We start from the raw sequence: 18,226 nt of genomic DNA, 5'->3' as shown, positions 1-18,226 counted from the left end.
TCATCCTCCTACCTTTCGTGAATTCCCGAGTTCAATCGCTATCGCGTCAGCATCGATATCTCATTAGTTCTCGACTCTCTCTCAGCATAGCTACCGGATCATCAGGATAGGTGAACTTGCCGATTGTCGTAATCGGGGGAACGAGCCTCGTGTGCGATGTTATCGCGGTTCCACCCGGCTTCAGCCATGCCAGCGCGCGAAGGCACTCTGCCGCTTCGAAAGAGCCCCTCGCGACCACCTCACTGCCAGACATCAGAACTTTCATGCAAACATAGCTTGTCATCAATAAATCTGTCAAATCGGAATGTACGGTCAGGGAGCCTATGTGTCAAGGATTTGCGATATCTTTCACAACCGAATGACTCGATACGAGGCTCAAGCTGGATCCCATGAAAATTCAAACAAGAAAGGCGGTTCAATGAACCGCCTTTCAACAGACACAAAACTGCTTTCTACTGCCAGGAGTTGTGCATCTTCTTCAAGTAGGTAGCCGATTTGCGCAGACCAAGATAGCCGGCCTTGCCCTGCACCGAAGAGATGCTGCGACCGAGCTTCTTGGCGACGTCTTTTGTCGGAGTGTCGCGGAAGATCTGCCTGAGGGTCTTTACCTCAAATGGCGTCCACGGTTTGAATCTGAATGTCCGATGGGTGTTCGGGGTACGTCTCGGCGTGGTTGTGCGGCTGCGAGTGTTTCTGACCTTGCGGCCGCTGGCAATGCGACGACGGTTTGTGCGTCTGACCATTGTTCTCCTCCTTAAACCTGTAACAAAAGGATGAGGAAACGCTCCGGGACTCTTCACAGTTTGGAAGAGATCAACTTTGCCGAGCCCTTCCAGTATCCTGGATATTCCCTCCTCATTAATTCTCTCTTTTCTTCGGCCAATTCTCAGAAAGCTTTAGACAAAAGTGGTGTAATTCGTTGTGAGTGAAGTTGTTCAGCCGGTAGCCGCCACAGACAAGCACTCTCGCATGCACGGAGCCGCAAGCTATTGTATCTCAATACGTTAAAAGGCTCAGATGAGACTACCCGGACTCTCAGTGCAACTCGGCGCTCCGAAGTATCTGAAAATTGTCCAATAAATGAAGCGTTGGATCATCGGATATTGATCACAATTACATCTCACATCGGTCAAGTGTCGTCTGCTCATTCACGGTTGGCAGCATCATTCGTCATCACACTTACTGTTGTTATTGACTGCCTGAGCCGTTGTCCGTACTCTGTATCACTGATGCGAAGGAATCTGAAGAATGAAACCTATCGAGATCACTGTCGTCCAGGGAGACATCACAGAATCAATTTGCGATGCGATTGTAAACGCCGCTAATAATCATCTCTGGATGGGTGCCGGTGTTGCAGGTGCTATTAAGAGACGAGGGGGCGAGGCAATCGAGCGGGAAGCTGTTGCCAAAGGACCGATCAAATCGGGAGATGCGGTCGCGACTACAGGTGGAATGCTCAGCGCGAAACATGTCATTCATGCGGCAGGCATGGGGCAGGATCTAATGACATCCGAGCATCTCATCCGACAATCGACTGAATCGTCGCTGCGAGTTGCTGATGGGCTTGGGTTGAAATCCGTGGCATTCCCTGCTATCGGGACCGGTGTTGGTGGATTCAATGTCGCTGAGTGCGCACGAATCATGATTGCGACTGTCAGAGAGCATTCGCCGGTCTCCATCGAAAGAGTCGAGTTTGTGTTGTTTGACGCTAAGACATCTGCGGCATTTGAAACTGTATTGGCTGACGCCTCCTAACCGACAATCTGACGGGATTCGACATTCACTATAGAAATAAATGTTTCAAATCAGAAATTCTTTCGTATATTTAGAGCGGGACGTGAATCGTCGGCCAGTCTAACGTTTGATACTGCAACCGATTCGACTCCTCCGAGCGGCTCGCTAAGAGTAGAAGTTTCTGCTCGTATGGAACAGATGCGAGGAGGGAATGATGAAGGTAACCTGCACTGACCACGGCGGAGTGATCGTACTTGAGATCAAAGGACGCATCAGAGGACTTGAGGAGGCCGAGCACCTGGATGACAAGCTCTATGCTGCCATCGGTCGAGGTTGCAACAAAGCGGTCGTAGACCTCAGTGATTGCGACTGGATCAATTCGGCCGGTATCAGGACTTTGATCCACCACCATAATTGCTTCAAGCGCAATTACGGTGAACTCAAACTCTCAAACCTGACCCGCAAGATCGAGAAAATTGTGACGATCACGCGGCTTGCACAGGTGTTCAGTATTTACGAGAGTCGAGAAGATGCCATAACGAGCTTCGGTTATAGCTGATCGCTCAGATGATGAGGCTTGTTCCAGCCGGAGTTGCGTTTGAGTGCAATCTGTGATTCCGGACTCACGGCATGTGGCCGAGTTGTCTGATTGCTTCGCCGCCAGAAGTCCACACACGTTGAGCGGACCCGTCTGAAAGCCTTGCCAGACAAGGCGGGCGGAATTTTGACGATTAATGTCATCTTTCTCTCTTTTTCCCTTGACACAGTCTACTCATCCCATTAATTTCAACATAGTTGTGAAACGTTTCACAACTATGTTTGTTGAAAGGGTAGGTTCAGGAGATTAGATGGCCAGTACAGATAGGCGTATTTCAGAGTCGACGATACACAGGTTGTCCATATACTATCGAGCTCTCAATCAGCTTGAGAAGGAGAACTACGAGACAATTTCATCCAAGGAACTAGCTAAAAGAGAAAAGCTTACGCCTGCTCAGGTTCGGAAGGATCTCTCGTTTTTCGGCTCATTCGGTACACGTGGCCTCGGTTACCCGGTGACTGAACTGCGCAATAAAATAGCCGAGATTCTCGGGATTAATCGTACATGGAATGTTGCTTTGATCGGGGTCGGTAACATAGGGTCAGCACTTGTTTCATACAAGGAATTCCAGAAACAGGGTTTCAAAATCAAGAAGCTCTTTGACAATGACCAGCGCAAGATCGGATCGAATCACAAAGGGATCATCGTTTCTGATATCAAGAACATATTCGAGGAACTCACCAATAGTGATATCGAAATCGTGATAATCGCAGTCCCGACCGCCACGGCGCAGATATTGGTGGATGATGTCGTACGATCAGGCATCAAGGCCATCCTGAATTTCGCGCCGGTAAACCTGAAGGTCCCGGACGATGTTGATGTACGAAACGAGAATATGGCCATGGAACTGGAATATCTCTCATTCTCACTCTGCTACGCCAAGGGTCGTTCCTAACCGCCGGGTCCGTTTTTTGATCTTGACAATCATTTTGCACGTGGGTATAATCGGTATGGAGAGTGGTAGTCTATAAATGAATAAAAGGTCGTTCTACATCGCCTCGTTGCTGGGAGTCCTCCTATTGGCTTCCTGGTTGTCTGCGTCGCCATTTGGAGACGATTGTGAGGCATATGGCTCTCTCAAGATAGATGGTTCTCCCGCTGCGATCGGTACGGAATTGGTGGCTGTCATCGGAACGGACGAAGTTGCTCGGACTGCGGTATCCCAGACAGGTAGCTATTCCATCACCATTTACCGATATGACCCGCTGAAGCCCGATGTCAAGGGATATCAGAATGATGGTGATGTAGTGACGGTGTATGTGGACGGCCGAAAGGCAGAGCCGAGCATTTTCGCCGCAGCTGGAAAGTCCAATGTCGATCTCGCTGTAAAGATCAGCCTGGAAGTCAAACAGACTACCTGGGGAAAAATCAAGGCACTGTTCAAATAAACTCACATGCACAAGTGCCGTACAAAGTAAGTCATTCAGATGATGAATGGCTTTTTGTTTTTGCAGGGTCGCGTTGCAACACTGAAAAGTTGTTCTCGTACAAATAACTAACCGAGGAGGAACGGCATGAAGCTTGGCAGTAGAGAGCAGGATGGAATTATCATCCTTGAGCCCAAAGGGAAAATAATGGGTGGACCCGATGCGACAGCCATGCACGAAATGCTGCACGATTTGGTGGCGCATGACAAGAAGCGAGTAGTGATCGATCTTTCGGGTGTCGACTGGATGAATTCCACAGGTCTCGGAATCCTCATTTCGGGGTTGACCACAATGAGGCACAATGGTGGCGATCTGAAGCTTGCAAACGTCACGGAGAAAATAGAGTCTCTCCTGACAATCACAAAGTTGGTAACAGTGTTTGAGTCTCACGATGATGTTGAGACAGCTATCTCCTCCTTCTCGGTGAAGTGAAAGAGAAAACCGTAATCAAAGGCGGGCGTGAGCCTGCCTTTTTTTGACTTCATACATCAGAGGACAGCGTGAAGAAACTGCACAAGGAACTTGTTATACCGAGCTCTCAAAAGCATCTTGCGGAAGCGGATGATTTCATTGAATCTAATCTTGGAGAGATCGGAATTGACCAGAGCCTGACAGCCGACATCGCAATCTCTGCTACCGAAATGATCAACAATGCCATCCTGCACGGAAATGGCGGCAATTCATCGAAAAAGGTTATGATCCGTCTTGTCCTTGAGGACAAGAAGTTAGAAGTCAGTATCCTGGATCAGGGTTCGGGGTTCGATTTGGCCACGGTACCAGATCCGCTCGCGGAAGAGAATTTGATGAAAGAAGTAGGCCGAGGCATATTCATTGCCAGATCCCTCGTTGATAAGATCGAATTCAGCTCTGAGGCGGGATGGGGCACCAAGGCCACGCTAACGAAATTTCTGTCCGCGGATGATTTTCAGTAGTAGAGTCGAAAGATGAGCTATCAGCTTCTTGTATCTATTATTCTTTTCATAAGTAGCGTCCTGCTGCTGTTCACGGGCACAGTTGTGCTCAGGGACAACCCCAGGCGACGCCTCAACCGTATCACAGGGCTGATGCTGATACTGGTGGGGTTGGGACCGCTCTTCGCCGCGCTCGGCAATTTCTTCACTGTAGACACTGGAGGAAGTCGACCGCAATCTGCAATTGTCGGTCTCTCACTGCTGTGGGAACTCTTCTTCCCGCAACTGGTGCTGTTTTCCATGACATTTCCGGTTGAGCGACAGATCGTCACCCGGCATCGCAAAGCGCGATTTCTGATCTTCATTCCCCACGTGTTCCATGTGATTCTTGCAACCCTTTTCTATGACCCCGACAAGATCATACGGTGGCTTTCGGTCGATGATCCCCCGCAAGCACTCAAATGGCTGTTTGACCAATTTGCTCTCGGCACCAAATTCCTCTCTGCCATTGTCGGATCGATGATCAAAGTGCATCTGGAGTTCTTCGCGGTAGTCAATCTTGTGTACGTGCTGATAGCATCTGCCCTGCTGTACAGTGGATACAAGACAGTAACCAATCAGAGGCTCCGGACTCAGACATCAATCGTGATCTGGGGGGTGCGTATCAGTGTCGGATTGTATGTTCTGGCATTCATCCTCCCGAATCTTGGTATCCTGAATTTGGGTGCTGCGCTTCAGTCCACAATCGCGACAGTTTCGCTGCTGGTCGGTGCCGGATCGATAGTCTATGCTATTATCCGCTATCAATTCCTCGATATCAGACTGATCGTTCGACAATCGCTGGTTTACACGGTGACATCGGGATTGCTGGTCGGGATGTACATGCTGATTATCAGTCAGCTCGGCAAAATCACGCGCAGTATTTTCGGGAGAGACGCGCCGGTCATCGATGTCGCCTTTATCATTGTCGCGTTGATATTCTTCCAGCCGGTTATGAACTACGTCGACAATGTGATCAAGCGGTTCTTCATCCGCGACAAGTCGGACTTCAGGAATATCGCGGAGCAGTTCTCGCGAGGGCTTGCGACTATCTTCGATCTGGATGAGCTCAAGAACAACGTGTCGACCGTGCTCCGTGAACAGATGCTGGTGGAGAGAGTATCATTCTGCCTTCGTGACTGGACCACCGGATCGTATGAACTTTCGTCTGCTGCAGAGACACAGCCTCCGCACATGAAATTCTTGTCGACCGATTCCATGATCGAGAAGCTGAGAGAGCATCAGAAGCCGGTCAGCATCGATGAGCTGATTGCCGCTCCGCTGGATGGCTCAGAGTGCTGGGAGGAACTCAAGCATGGTTCCTATGAATTGATCGTGCCACTGCAGGACCGCAGGAGTGTGCTCGGTTTTGTGGCTCTTTCGCCCAAGGTATCCGGCTACAGTTACAGCTATGAAGACATGACCACTCTAAACATACTCGGCAATCAGCTTGTCACGGCGGTTTCCAATGCTTGGCTCTATGAAGAATCCCTCGAGAAGCAGCGTCTCGAAAAGGAAATGGCACTTGCACGGCAGATTCAAAACGACCTGCTTCCCAAGAGCCTCCCATGCAGCGAGAAATTCGAGTTTGCAGCGTTCACTGAGCCGGCAAGGCAAGTTGGCGGTGATTACTTCGATTTTCTCAACACCGAGCGAAATACGATCGGTGTAGTGGTTGCTGATGCATCCGGGAAAGGCATGCCTGCAGCGCTGCTGATTTCACAGTTGCAGGCGACTCTCAGATCAGAAGTCAGAAACAAACGATCGCTCTCCGACATGGTTGCGAATGCGAACTACCTCATCTCGACGTCTACCTCGCCCGAGAAGTTCGTAACGCTTTTCTTTGGTGAACTGGATGAGGAGAATCTTGAGTTTTCGTACTGCAACGCCGGTCACAATTATCCATTCGTGATCAGACAGGATGGATCGATAGAGTATTTTGAGACCGGGGGTTTGCTGATGGGCGCTTTTCCGAAAGCGACGTATGAAAGCAACAAGTTCCAGCTTGTGCCGGGCGACCTCGTTTTCTTCTACACAGACGGACTGAACGAAGCGCACGATGCAAAGTCCGAAGAGTACGGTGAAGGCCGCCTCGTGAAATTCATAAAAGATAACAGACATCTTCCCGCCAACGATCTCACCGAACTGGTCATATCTGAGATTCGTTCTTTCTCTGCCAGCACCACCCCCGAAGACGACATGACGGTCGTGGTGCTGAAGATCAATAACGTGTGATTTTGGGAGAGTAGGGCAAAATCCTATAGTTGCGCGAGGCGCGACGGAGCGGCATGTCCTGAGCTTCGAAGGGTTCTGCCAACTCGCTTCGTTCGACTCGGTCAAACCGCTATCTGAGATCGCGGCTACGCGCCAATTGCGGGAGTCGAAAACCGACTCCCGCAATTTCATGAACTCAGGCGCCGGCTGCTCTGCCGGTTCCGCGACCGGCAATAAAGTTATACAGCCAGCCAAAGATGGCTCCGCCAATCAGTCCGTCAAAGAGCCCCCACAACAGACCAATGACGCTCCCTACATAGCTGATGCTGTAACCACGATAGATATGTCCAAGCCAAGTGATGTCTCCGGTTGCTCCCTCAAACACAAGGACCCACCAGGTTACCACAAAGACTGACAATCCCCACAGTATCCCTGAGGTCAGTGCGAGGGCTTTGACATTTAGTCTCATGTCAGACCTCCTCTCCTGAATCACAGGAATACTACTTTATTAAAAGCCGGTTCGCAATCTATAGTTATCGTGTAAGATCAACCTCAGAGCCTGCACCGCCGAGAGGAGAATTCGACAGCGTAGCAAGAATTATGCCTTGACAGTGTCAACATTTAGTAGCATATTATATAGGTTGGCTCAACGAGGGTATTATTGGCCATGACCAGGTTCTTCCCGAAGGATTGCAAGGACAGCGAACTATTTGCCGGACAACAGATTCGGTGATGCACAGGAGTTAAATGGGGAAGCTCTACTCAGAAAGCCTCGTGAAGGTCTTTAAGAGGCGCAGAGTGGTTGATCAGGTGTCGATTGAGGTCAATTGTGGCGAGATTGTCGGCTTGCTCGGACCGAATGGCGCTGGGAAGACGACCACATTTTATATGATCATCGGGTTTGTCACGCCGAACAAGGGTACGGTTCAGCTCGATGATTCAGATATTACCGGTTTGCCAATGTATAAGCGTTCGAGGCGCGGAATAGGCTACCTTGCGCAGGAGCCGTCGATTTTCAGGAAACTGACCGTGGAAGATAACCTTAAGGCTATTATACAGATGCAACCACTGAGCAGACAGGAAAGAACGGAACGACTCGAGTCGCTACTCGAGCAACTTGACGTGGCGAGGCTCCGAAAGAGCTATGCATACACACTCTCCGGTGGTGAGCGGCGCAGGGTCGAGATAGCTCGGGCCTTGGTTACGAGGCCAAATTTCCTGCTTCTTGATGAGCCTTTCGCAGGCATCGATCCCATTGCTGTCGAGGATATTCAGAGCATCATCGCCGGATTGCGCAAGGAGAATCTCGGCATTTTAATTACGGATCACAACGTCCGAGAGACACTTTCTATCACCGATCGTGCGTATATAATGTGTGAAGGCAGGATTTTGAAGACAGGAACATCACAATTCCTTGCAGATGACCCCGAGGCACGGAAAATATACCTTGGAGAGAAGTTCAGATTAAACTGATTCGCACGGAGAGCCGATAACTACTTATGTAGGGTTAAATGGCAACCAGTATTCGCAACCTATTGTCTTACAAGTTATTGATATGAGACTTGAACTACAGCTCAAACTCAAGCAGACTCTCGCACCGCAGCTCATCCAATCGCTGAAGATGCTCCAGATGCCGGTGCTTAAGCTGGAGCAGATGCTCAGACATGAGCTCTCCACGAATCCGCTGCTGGAGGAGTTGGAACCGGTCGAAGAAGTGTCCGAGGAAATCGAAAGCCCGACACTGTCTGAAGATGATCCGAAACTCGATCCCAAGATGGATAAGATCGACTGGGACTACTATCTCGGCGACGAAGCTGATGACTATACTTTCAAGCGCATGCGGGAGCATACGGAGGACAAGCAGCGCGAGATGGCAGCAGCCGGCGAGACTCTATACGAACATCTTCTGGAGCAGTTGAGCTTCCTGAAGCTGTCCGAAGAGGAGGTGGCAATCGGCGAGTTCATAATCGGCAATATCGACGACAACGGATACCTGACATGCAGCATCGAGGAGATGGCGGAGCTCCTTAAGACCGAGCCCGATCGTGTTGCCACGGTACTCGAGAAGATCAAGAAACTTGATCCGATTGGTGTCGGAGCTCGTGATCTCAAGGAGTCGCTCCTGATTCAGTTGGCAGAGGGAGGCAACGAGGGTTCTCTTGCATATCGGATCATCAGCGAGTGCTTTGAAACACTGGACAGAAAGAGCCACCTTCAGATTGCGAAAACTCTCGGAAGTACCCCGGAGCGTGTGCAGGAGGCGATGGAACTGATACGTACCCTGTCGCCCAAGCCAACTACCGGCAGATTCGATGCCGCGGCGATACCGATTGTCCCGGATCTTATTGTCGATAAGGTCGGCGATGAGTTCGTGGTGTTCCATAATGACCGGAATGTTCCTCAGCTTCGCGTCAATTCTGCGTACAGAGCTCTGCTCAAGCGGGGAAACAACACGGCGACAGAAACGCGCCAGTATGTCAGGGAGAAACTCGAGCAGGCTCGCTGGCTGCTGAATGCTGTCAACCAGCGCCGTTCGACTATGATCAGGGTGATGAAGGCGATTGTCGAGGAGCAGGAAGAATTTTTCGAGAGTGGTCCCGATTTCCTTAAGCCGCTAATCATGGAGGATATTGCCGAGAAGGTCAGCATGAATGTAGCCACCATCTCGCGAGTCTCCAACGACAAGTATGTGCAAACCCCCCAGGGTGTGTTCGAGATTAAGTTCTTCTTTAACACCGGCTTACCACTCGAGGGAGGCGAACAACTCGTCAAGAGGAGTGTCAAGCAGATGCTCGGAGAGATAATCAACTCCGAGGACCTAACCGCTCCATTTTCCGATGAGGAAATCCACAAACGCCTGAATGCCGAAGGGATCAGCATTGCTCGCCGTACAGTGACAAAGTACCGGGAAGAACTTAAGATTCTTCCCGCACGGTTCAGGAAAAGAGTTGTCAAAGAAAGTAGTTGACTTACTCATGCTCTTCGAATTACTTTTAAAGTAGAGTGAAGAACGTGGGAAGAAATTTGTCCCGGTCTTTTCTGCTGTCAAGAGGGTGTTTCTATCATCAGAGTGTGAATTTGTTCTACACGAGCTTTCAGGTAGCATATTGCTGCATTTTATCCAGGAACTATGTGAGCTGCAGTTTCGTAGATTCAGTAGAGAGGGATTGGCCAGGACATTCCTACACCGAGCGTCCTATCGTAGACTCAGACAGGCAATATCGAAATGGGAATTGGAGCGTACCCTGCACGCAGGCTGACCCTGATGATCTGCCGTCAGCGGCGTAAGCCGGGTCACACATATTCGCTTTTGAAAGGAGTCTGACATGAAGGTTTCGATTACCGCCAGACACTTCGAACTTACTTCGGAGCTTAAGACCTTTGTAGAAGAAGAGATTGAGAAGGTCAAACGCTATTTTGATGGCATTGTCTCGGGAAATGTTGTCCTTGAAGTAGAAGGATATCGCCAGCGCAGTGAAATCACTCTCAAGGTCTCCGGCGCCACACTGACCGGTACCGGAGAGTCGGATGATATGTATGTTTCCATCGAGGAGAGTGCGGACAAGCTGAAGACGCAACTGAAGAAATACAAAGGCAAGCTCAAAGACCGAGACCAGAAGAAAGTCTCTGCTCGCAAAGAGACGCCTCCTCCGCTGACATCTGACGAGGATATTACGCTAGACTACTGATGTCATGCCAGAAATCACTGTAGAAAAGCTATTCAATGACTGTAAGGAGGAATTCGAAATGTACCTCCTTACAGGTCAGGCAGGTCTGAAGAAAAAGATTACGACTGCGGCCATCCACAGGCCAGGCCTCGCCCTAGCGGGATTTACCAAACGATTCCCACACAAGCGGACTCTTATCATTGGTGAAACGGAAATCGCCTTCATTACGAGTTGCTCCGCTGAGGAACGCAAAAGACTCTTGCGAGAGTTCTTCTCATTTGATCTGCCGGTGTTGGTGGTTACCAAAGGAATTAATCCCCCGCAGGAGTTGATAGATACTGCTATAGAGAGCAATACCGCGGTGCTCCAGACAAGGCTGACTACTGCCGAATTCGTGAATCAGCTTTCCGGTCATCTCGATGACATATTCGCGCCAAGAGTTACCGTTCACGGGACATTAGTTGATGTATATGGTGTCGGTCTGCTCTATACCGGCAAAAGCGGCATAGGCAAGTCTGAATGCGCTCTCGATCTGGCAGAGCGAGGCCACCGCGTGGTCGCGGATGATATGATCAGGATTGTCAAGAAATCTCCCAATCTTGTAGTCGGCACCGGCTCAGAGCTACTCGGCCACCATATGGAAGTGCGCGGCATTGGGATTATCGACATAGAGCGACTTTTTGGAATCAGGGCCATTCGGATGCAGAAGCGTATCGAAGTCGAGGTGAGGCTTGTGCTCTGGAATGAGACTATGGATAGCTACGAGCGGCTCGGCATGGAAGAGAAGTACACTTCGCTTTTGGGCGTCGAAATCCCGGTAATTACAATTCCTGTGTCGCCGGGTAAGAATATTACAGTCATCTCGGAAGTCATCGCGATGAACCACATGCAGAAAACGTACGGCGAGAATACGGCAGTGGAATTTTCGAGGAGGCTTTCGGAGAAGATTCAGCGGCAGCTTGCGAGCAAAGTCTACCTGCAGAGCGATTATGAATAGACATTAACTTCATCTTAGAAGTTGAGAGCGGAGATGATTTCTCCGCTTTTTTTGTGCTTTGTCGTGCCCAGGCTGGCATTAGCAGCCCCTCGCCCCGCAATCGTAATTCGAATGGTTCTGACAAGAATTCCCTGCGCATCAAAAGGCCTCAAGACTCTGAGAAATATGGTCGATATTTGTACTGAGGACAACACTGGCGGGGCAAAGATCGCCGACATCGCGGAGGAAGACAAAATGACGCTCACGAAATCCACTTACTGTTCAGGGGCTAACATACAGGTAGGAGAGGGTGCAACAGACATTCGAAAGATTCTCTGCTTCAAACTCGCAGGAGAAGAATTCGCGATAAACGTCCTTGACGTAGAGGAAACTGTACACCACAAAGAGATCATGCAACAGTCGGGAATGCCCAATTTTGCGTACGGAGTGATACATGTCAGAGGAAAGACGATTCCGGTGATAGATCTGCGCAACTGCTTCGACTTGGAGCGGAGATCTGGGAAAGAGAGCTTTCAGTTTGTAATCGTCAATATTGCCGACCAGAAAGTTGGTCTCGTAGTCGATTCGGTTACAGGTGTGCAGAGGATGTCAAAAGACGCTATCCAGCCGGTGTCCGATGTCGCACTCCCGCTCGGATGCAAGTGCATTTCGGGAATATTGGGTGAGGATGATCAATACACGCTGATGATTGATTTGTCCTGCCTTCTCACATCTCATCAATTGACAGAATTAGGAGGCTGCTGTCGGGAATAAGTGTTTTAGTTGTTAAGCAGTGAAGAAATCATAGCCTCGTTCAGCGAAACGCGGCATTCGTTACCTATCGCCATCCTGAAATCATCAATCGACAACTGATATCCCTGTTCGGCCAGTGATGTAACGAAGTCTTTGTGTGATCGCCCCATTCGATAATCGGGCATCCGTGGAGGCACTTTCAGGTATCGTTCCATGAGCTGGGTGCTTCCGCCGGCATTTATGATTGCGTGGTAGAAAATGACGCTTCTGTTGCGGTAGATGGCTGTGCCAGCAATTTTCCGACCGTCGATCGCAATGTCTGACCGCCCTTCATGCAACACTCCATCAACACTGAGATTCTCAAGTGCGTTGATGACTATTGTGTTGAAGAATCTGAAGTACTTGATAGAATCGGTCGAGCCGCTGCCGTAGAGAGCGAACGAGGCAACAAACATCTCGGGTGTGAGTATCACGGCACATCCACCCGTATCTCGCCTGACCACAGGTATGTTATCCCGGATTATCAAGTCGGTGTGAAGTTCAGTGTCGGGATCGGAACCGTTGCCGATAACGACCATCACGTGATCAGGAGCCCAGACCAATGACCTTGGACTGCTCTCTTGTGATCGGATCAGGTCTGCATCCGGCAGATCATATGGACTGAGAATATTCATCACACGGCGGACGGCTACATATGAAGCGGCTTGTCCATTGCCTTGAACGTCGCTTCAAGCAGCGCCTCGCTGACCGTAGGATGAGCGTGAACGACGCGGCCGACGTCCTCAAGTGTGCCTTCAAGCTGCAGGATTGTCGCGGCCTCGGCTATCATATCCGTTGCGGAAGGAGCCACGATGTGGACTCCGAGAATTTCGCCATACTTCGACTCGGCGAGCACTTTAACAAATCCTTCAGCAGTTCCCTCGGCCATCGCCTTACCGTTCACAGTGAGTGGGAACTCGCCTTTTCTGTATTCTATGCCCTGCTCTTTCAACTGCTCTTCGGTCAAGCCAATCGAAGCAAGCTCCGGATCGAGGTAGATGTTCATCGGAATCTTGAGGGGATCAAATGGCTGCTTGATTCCTGCGATATGATTCACTGCCGAGGTCCCCTGCGCGGATCCTGCGTGAGCAGTGATCTGACCGGTGATATCGCCAATGGCATAGATCGAGGGGATATTAGTCTGCATGAATTCGTTGGTTTTTACGAAGTCGTTTTCCATCGCAATGTCGACATTCTGCAGTTCCGGAATAACAGCCGTGCGATCCGAGCAGTTGATAATCTGGTCACATTCGATGAAATCATCTCCTGCATATACGCCGTCAGTTCCGTCTTTTGTGATCTCGCGTTCCAGATATGTCTTGATACCGCTTTTGCTGAACTTGTCGAGAACGAACTTCGACAGCTCGCCATCGAGGAAACCGATCAGCGCCTTATCAGGAGCTACCATAGTGACTTTCTTTCCGAGAAGACGCAGCATATACGCAGTTTCACACGCGCTGGCATTGCCGCCGTAAACGAGAAATTTCTCGCCGATCTCCGACGCAGCAAAGAGTTCATCGACTTCGGTGATCTTCGACTGATCTATCGCGCTCATTCTGCCTTTGGCAGGACGCGATCCGGTGGCAATAATGATGTTCTTCGCGGAAAACTCAGCGTCGTCGACGGCTATTTTGTTGCTGCCTGTGACCTTCGCAACACCAGTGATCGTTTCGACATTGTTCTTCTTGAGCAAAAACTCGACACCTTTGACAAGCCGCATCACGATTCTGTCTTTGCGGCCGGTGGCCTTCTTCCAGTTGAACGTCACAGCCTTCGTGTCAATTCCTTCAATTCCAAATGTCGCCGCATGGAGAGTTTTGTCGAAGAGTTTGGCGCTCTCCAACAGTGTCTTTGAGGGGATGCACCCCCAGTTAAGACACATTCCGCCAAGTTTCTCCTTCTCTACGATCGCGGTGGACAGTCCAAGCTGCCCCGCTCTGATAGCAGAAACATAGCCTGCTGGGCCGGCACCTATTATTATGACATCAAATTCGTTCATGCCTATCTCCTACATCACGAGCATTGCAACGGGATCGGCGAGCAACACCATCAGATCCCTGATGAACCGTGCGGCGTCCGCACCATCCACGATTCTGTGGTCCACCGACAGCGAGAGCGGAAGCACATTTCCCGGGACGATCACATCGTCCTTGACTATCGGTTTTCGAAGAATGCGTCCGATTCCAAGAATCGCCACATCCGGGTAGTTGATGATCGGTACGCCGTAGATGCCGGCGACTGATCCATAGTTGGTGACAGAGAATGTACTGTCTCTAAGCTCATCGAGTGTCAGTTTGCGGTCACGTCCACGCGCAGCCTTCTCATTGAGTTCATTCGCAAGCTCGATGATGCTCTTCTTGTCGGCATCATTGATAACCGGTACGATCAGGCCGTCGGGCGTATCAAGAGCGAAACCGATGTTGTAGTACTTGTTGTAAATTACACGGCTTTTCTGCATGTCGAGGCGGCAATTTAGTTTCGGATGCCTCTTCAGCGACAGTGCGACAGCCTTGATTATGAAAGGCATATATGTCAGCTTGACGCCCTGTTCCGCAAGCTGATCCTTCTTCTCATTTCGAACATTTATCAGCCTGGAAATTTCGACCTCTTCGAATGTCGTCGTGTGCGGGGCGGTGAATCTCGATTCGACCATCCGCGCAGCGATTGTTTTCCTGATCTGAGTCAGTTCCTCGATCTCGGTTCTTTCGGCAAGCGGCTCGGGGATTCTGCTCGCAGCCGCGACGCCAACCTTCGGACCAGCCTGCTTAGCTTCGAACGCACGCTGGATGTCCGCCTTCATGACTCTTTTCGCAGGTCCGGTCCTAATTATACTGTTGATATCGATTCCGAGGTCTTTCGCCATCTTCCGCGCTACCGGTGTGGCGAGGACTTTTCGGCTGACATCTGTTTTTTCAGCTACGGCAACATCCTCAAATCCTTCGCCGGTTGCGGGTAGAAATGCGTCTGTCTTGGCATCTTCAATTGTGCCAACCACTCCGAATCCAGCCTCCTCGATAGGAACTTTTTCGACTTGTTCGGCTTCTTCCCCTTCGATTTCGATCTCCACAAGCGCATCCTCGACATTTATCATCTCGCCCACTTTGCCGAAGACATTCTTCACAATGCCTGTGCGTGGGCTTGGGATATCTGCGACGACTTTGTCGGTCTCGACTTTGACGACCGGATCGCCTTCGTTGATCTGCTGCCCCTTCTTAACAAACCATTCGAGGATCTTGCCTTCGGTAATGCCTTCGCCGATGTCGGGAAATTTAAATATGTAAAGCATGAATCCTCCTTAGAAGTCGACCGTTTTCCTGATGGCCTCGTAAATCCGATCGGCAGTCGGAAAATAGAAATCCTCGCCCTTCGGGAGCGGCACGACCGTATCGAATCCGGTGACACGCGCGGGCGGAGCTTCAAGATGAAGGAACGCCTCCTCATTGGCAAGAGCAATGAGCTCTGCCGCAACACCGAATTTTCTCACAGCCTCATGCACCACCAGCAGTCGGCCGGTCTTCTTCACCGAATCCATGACTGTTTCCTTATCGAGAGGGTAGATCGTCCTGAGATCGATCAACTCAATAGACAAACCCTCTTTCTTTGCGTGCTGCAGTGCCTGTTGCACCGTCCTGATCATCGCGCCATAGGCGACAACAGTCAGTTGTGTACCTTCCTGCAGAACCTTGGCCTTGCCGATCTTGATGCGGTATAGCTCTTCGGGGACTTCCTGTTTGATAGCCCTGTATATCTTCTTCGGTTCAAGGAAAATCACCGGATCATTGTCTTCGATTGCACTGATAAGAAGACCCTTCGCATCGTATGGCGTGGATGGGATCACGACTTTGATTCCCGGGATGTGACCGTAAATGGCCTCCGCGCTTTCGCTGTGATGCTCAAGTGCCCTGATTCCGCCTCCATATGGCGCTCTGATCACCATCGGGACAGAATATGTCCCGCGAGAACGGAGTCTCATTCGGCCAACATGCGAAATAATTTGGTTGAATGCCGGATACATAAATCCGGAGAACTGCATCTCGCAAACGGGTCGCAGGCCGTTGGCAGCCATCCCGATTCCGGCTCCGATTATGACTGATTCAGCGAGGGGTGTGTCGAAAACACGTTTGTCGCCATATTTCTTCTGAAGACCCTCCGTGACTCTGAACACGCCTCCCTCATAGCCGGCATCTTCGCCGAATACAAGTACGTTTTCATCGTCCGCGAGCTTGGCATCAAGGGCTGAATTCACTGCCTGTACAATATTCATTACTGCCATGGATCAGCCCTCCTTCCTGTTGATAAAGTTGCGCATGTCGACCATCTGGGACTTCAGGCTGTCTGGCATCTCCTCTAATTGGTACTTGAAAATATCCTCCAACGGAGTGCCCTCGAACTGTTCGTATTCCTTGAACTGACTCTCGATATCGGCAGTTGATTCCTCCGTATGATCCTGCTCACTCTTCTCATCCCAAAGGTTTTTCGATTCGAGATATTTCCGCAGTCGCAGCAGCGGATCTTTCTGCTCCCACTCTTTCTCTTCCTCAGCCGATCTATACTTGGTAGGATCATCCGATGTGGTATGGGCACCGCGCCTGTAGGTGACGGCTTCGATCAACACCGGGCCGTGCCCTTCGCGAGCGTATCTTGCCGCTTCAGATGTTGCTCTGTATACTGCGAAGAAATCGTTCCCGTCGATTTGAATTCCGGGGATTTCATAGGCTATCGCCTTCTGCGCGATTGTACGAGCTTTTGTCTGCTTTTTTCTCGGAAGCGATATGGCGTAGCCATTGTTGTTGCAGAAGAATATCACGGGGCAGTTGAAGACTGCGGCCCAGTTGAGTCCCTCGTGGAAATCACCCTGCGATGACCCCCCATCGCCGAAGTATGTGATGACGACGTCTTTTTCGCCTTTGTAATTGATAGAATGGCCGATGCCGGCGGCATGAGTCAATTGTGAGGAGATCGGCACAGAAACCGGCAGGAGTCGTGTCCCTTCGGGAAACCGGCTCCCCTCTTCGCTTCCGCCGAAATAGTAGAAATAGTGCCTCATGGTTGCGCCCTTGACGAGCCATGCGCCAAGTTCGCGGTATGCCGGCACCATCCAGTCGTTCTTCTCTATTGCCATCGCGCTACCGACAGCAGCGGCCTCCTGACCGATATTGGTCGGGAGTGTGTAGAGTCGCCCCTGTCTCTGATACGAGACAGCCTTGAGATCACCGATGCGCGCGTAGAGCATAGTTTTGTACGCTTCGACGATCTTCTCGTCCGAGATCTTCGGCATCCACTTCTGGGCCACAATCTCGCCGTTAATGTTCATGATTTCGAGCCGCTTACCCTGCAGCGGATCGAAGTCTTTGAACATGAAATCTTTCATTGCTATGTCCTGAGCCTGCTTAGGGGTAGCCATATTCGATTCTCTCCCCGCTATACCGACTCGTGCGGCCCATGCGGACTTCTGGACCCACTTTCCGCCTCAGATGAGGTGTCGGAGCCTTCGGATGCTTGTATAAGTGCTGTTTTTTGCGCAATATCGTTCAAGTTTAATCTGTATTCCTGGGTACTTTGACTGGCTGTTTCCGTTCCATGTTTGCTGACCGCGTTGTTAGCCTATTCCATTACAGTCTCAAACCTATCGTAGCAACAAATAGTTCCCCAGTCAAGTCCATTTTTGGAGACGGCAATCCCTTTTCACTCGATTGTCGATATGAAATCCGCGCTGGAATCCGTCATCGCGAGGAGTGAGTCAGCGAGCGACATGGCGATCTCAATTTGACTTTTACGATTGTGAAACGTGTGAGATTGCCACGCTCCCTGCGGTCGCTCGCAATGACGCTCTCGCACACGCACACCGTTAATGCAATTGGCTGATT

21 protein-coding genes are annotated in these 18,226 nt (G+C 50.5%); 12 read left to right on the top strand and 9 right to left on the bottom strand.

Going from position 1 to position 18,226, the window contains the following annotated elements:
- Positions 1-46: 46 nt before the first annotated feature.
- Together KKH67_05785 and KKH67_05780 are read right to left on the bottom strand one after the other, a co-directional pair.
- Positions 47-283, bottom strand: coding sequence for a hypothetical protein (locus KKH67_05785; protein MBU1318695.1), 237 nt, complete (start codon positions 281-283; stop codon positions 47-49).
- Positions 284-452: 169 nt separating this feature from the next.
- Positions 453-743: a hypothetical protein gene (locus KKH67_05780; protein ID MBU1318694.1), complete on the bottom strand. Its 291-nt coding sequence runs from the start codon at positions 741-743 to the stop codon at positions 453-455.
- A 505-nt stretch (positions 744-1,248) separates the two neighbouring features.
- On the opposite strand from KKH67_05780, the gene KKH67_05775 reads away from it, so the two are divergent.
- The 7 genes from KKH67_05775 to KKH67_05745 all read left to right on the top strand — a co-directional run bounded on the left by KKH67_05775 (position 1,249) and on the right by KKH67_05745 (position 6,944).
- Positions 1,249-1,755 carry a macro domain-containing protein gene (locus KKH67_05775; GenBank protein ID MBU1318693.1) on the top strand — a complete coding sequence of 169 codons (507 nt, stop codon included), beginning with the start codon at positions 1,249-1,251 and terminating at the stop codon, positions 1,753-1,755.
- Between the two features lie 190 nt (positions 1,756-1,945).
- Positions 1,946-2,293, top strand: coding sequence for an STAS domain-containing protein (locus KKH67_05770; GenBank protein MBU1318692.1), 348 nt, complete (start codon positions 1,946-1,948; stop codon positions 2,291-2,293).
- A gap of 289 nt (positions 2,294-2,582) precedes the next feature.
- Positions 2,583-3,227, top strand: coding sequence for a redox-sensing transcriptional repressor Rex (locus KKH67_05765; protein ID MBU1318691.1), 645 nt, complete (start codon positions 2,583-2,585; stop codon positions 3,225-3,227).
- A gap of 76 nt (positions 3,228-3,303) precedes the next feature.
- Positions 3,304-3,720 carry a hypothetical protein gene (locus tag KKH67_05760; protein ID MBU1318690.1) on the top strand — a complete coding sequence of 139 codons (417 nt, stop codon included), beginning with the start codon at positions 3,304-3,306 and terminating at the stop codon, positions 3,718-3,720.
- A 126-nt stretch (positions 3,721-3,846) separates the two neighbouring features.
- Positions 3,847-4,191, top strand: a complete 345-nt coding sequence (locus tag KKH67_05755) for an STAS domain-containing protein (GenBank protein MBU1318689.1) — start codon at positions 3,847-3,849, stop codon at positions 4,189-4,191.
- A 68-nt stretch (positions 4,192-4,259) separates the two neighbouring features.
- Positions 4,260-4,691, top strand: a complete 432-nt coding sequence (locus KKH67_05750) for an ATP-binding protein (protein ID MBU1318688.1) — start codon at positions 4,260-4,262, stop codon at positions 4,689-4,691.
- Positions 4,692-4,703: 12 nt separating this feature from the next.
- Positions 4,704-6,944 (top strand): SpoIIE family protein phosphatase, encoded by a 2,241-nt coding sequence (locus KKH67_05745; protein MBU1318687.1) that lies wholly within the window; start codon positions 4,704-4,706, stop codon positions 6,942-6,944.
- A 175-nt stretch (positions 6,945-7,119) separates the two neighbouring features.
- Here the strand turns inward: KKH67_05745 and KKH67_05740 are convergent, their stop codons facing one another.
- Positions 7,120-7,392 (bottom strand): bacteriophage holin, encoded by a 273-nt coding sequence (locus KKH67_05740; GenBank protein ID MBU1318686.1) that lies wholly within the window; start codon positions 7,390-7,392, stop codon positions 7,120-7,122.
- 278 nt (positions 7,393-7,670) lie between these two features.
- On the opposite strand from KKH67_05740, the gene lptB reads away from it, so the two are divergent.
- From lptB to KKH67_05715, 5 genes are all read left to right on the top strand, one after another.
- Complete coding sequence (gene lptB / locus KKH67_05735) at positions 7,671-8,396, top strand: LPS export ABC transporter ATP-binding protein (protein ID MBU1318685.1); 726 nt, start codon at positions 7,671-7,673, stop codon at positions 8,394-8,396.
- Positions 8,397-8,478: 82 nt separating this feature from the next.
- Positions 8,479-9,891, top strand: a complete 1,413-nt coding sequence (gene rpoN, locus KKH67_05730; protein MBU1318684.1) for an RNA polymerase factor sigma-54 — start codon at positions 8,479-8,481, stop codon at positions 9,889-9,891.
- A gap of 358 nt (positions 9,892-10,249) precedes the next feature.
- Positions 10,250-10,612, top strand: a complete 363-nt coding sequence (raiA, locus tag KKH67_05725) for a ribosome-associated translation inhibitor RaiA (GenBank protein ID MBU1318683.1) — start codon at positions 10,250-10,252, stop codon at positions 10,610-10,612.
- Between the two features lie 4 nt (positions 10,613-10,616).
- Positions 10,617-11,588, top strand: a complete 972-nt coding sequence (gene hprK / locus KKH67_05720; GenBank protein ID MBU1318682.1) for an HPr(Ser) kinase/phosphatase — start codon at positions 10,617-10,619, stop codon at positions 11,586-11,588.
- A gap of 111 nt (positions 11,589-11,699) precedes the next feature.
- Entirely contained in the window at positions 11,700-12,341 is a 642-nt protein-coding gene (locus KKH67_05715) for a chemotaxis protein CheW (GenBank protein ID MBU1318681.1), read from the top strand.
- Positions 12,342-12,346: 5 nt separating this feature from the next.
- On the opposite strand, the gene KKH67_05710 is transcribed toward KKH67_05715, so the two are convergent.
- From KKH67_05710 to KKH67_05685, 6 genes are all read right to left on the bottom strand, one after another.
- Positions 12,347-12,994, bottom strand: coding sequence for a hypothetical protein (locus KKH67_05710; GenBank protein ID MBU1318680.1), 648 nt, complete (start codon positions 12,992-12,994; stop codon positions 12,347-12,349).
- 14 nt (positions 12,995-13,008) lie between these two features.
- Positions 13,009-14,358: a dihydrolipoyl dehydrogenase gene (gene lpdA, locus KKH67_05705; GenBank protein ID MBU1318679.1), complete on the bottom strand. Its 1,350-nt coding sequence runs from the start codon at positions 14,356-14,358 to the stop codon at positions 13,009-13,011.
- Between the two features lie 9 nt (positions 14,359-14,367).
- Entirely contained in the window at positions 14,368-15,645 is a 1,278-nt protein-coding gene (locus tag KKH67_05700) for a 2-oxo acid dehydrogenase subunit E2 (GenBank protein ID MBU1318678.1), read from the bottom strand.
- A 9-nt stretch (positions 15,646-15,654) separates the two neighbouring features.
- Entirely contained in the window at positions 15,655-16,632 is a 978-nt protein-coding gene (locus KKH67_05695) for an alpha-ketoacid dehydrogenase subunit beta (GenBank protein MBU1318677.1), read from the bottom strand.
- 3 nt (positions 16,633-16,635) lie between these two features.
- Positions 16,636-17,718 carry a pyruvate dehydrogenase (acetyl-transferring) E1 component subunit alpha gene (gene pdhA / locus KKH67_05690; protein MBU1318676.1) on the bottom strand — a complete coding sequence of 361 codons (1,083 nt, stop codon included), beginning with the start codon at positions 17,716-17,718 and terminating at the stop codon, positions 16,636-16,638.
- 326 nt (positions 17,719-18,044) lie between these two features.
- A partial coding sequence (locus KKH67_05685) for a hypothetical protein (GenBank protein ID MBU1318675.1) occupies positions 18,045-18,226 on the bottom strand: 182 nt, incomplete at its 5' end.

The sequence above is a fragment of the Candidatus Zixiibacteriota bacterium genome (assembly GCA_018820315.1).
In the GTDB taxonomy this organism is placed as follows: Bacteria; Zixibacteria; MSB-5A5; order JAABVY01; family JAHJOQ01; genus JAHJOQ01.
Note: the sequence above shows the minus strand (reverse complement) of the source record. Positions and strands in the feature narration are given on the sequence as shown.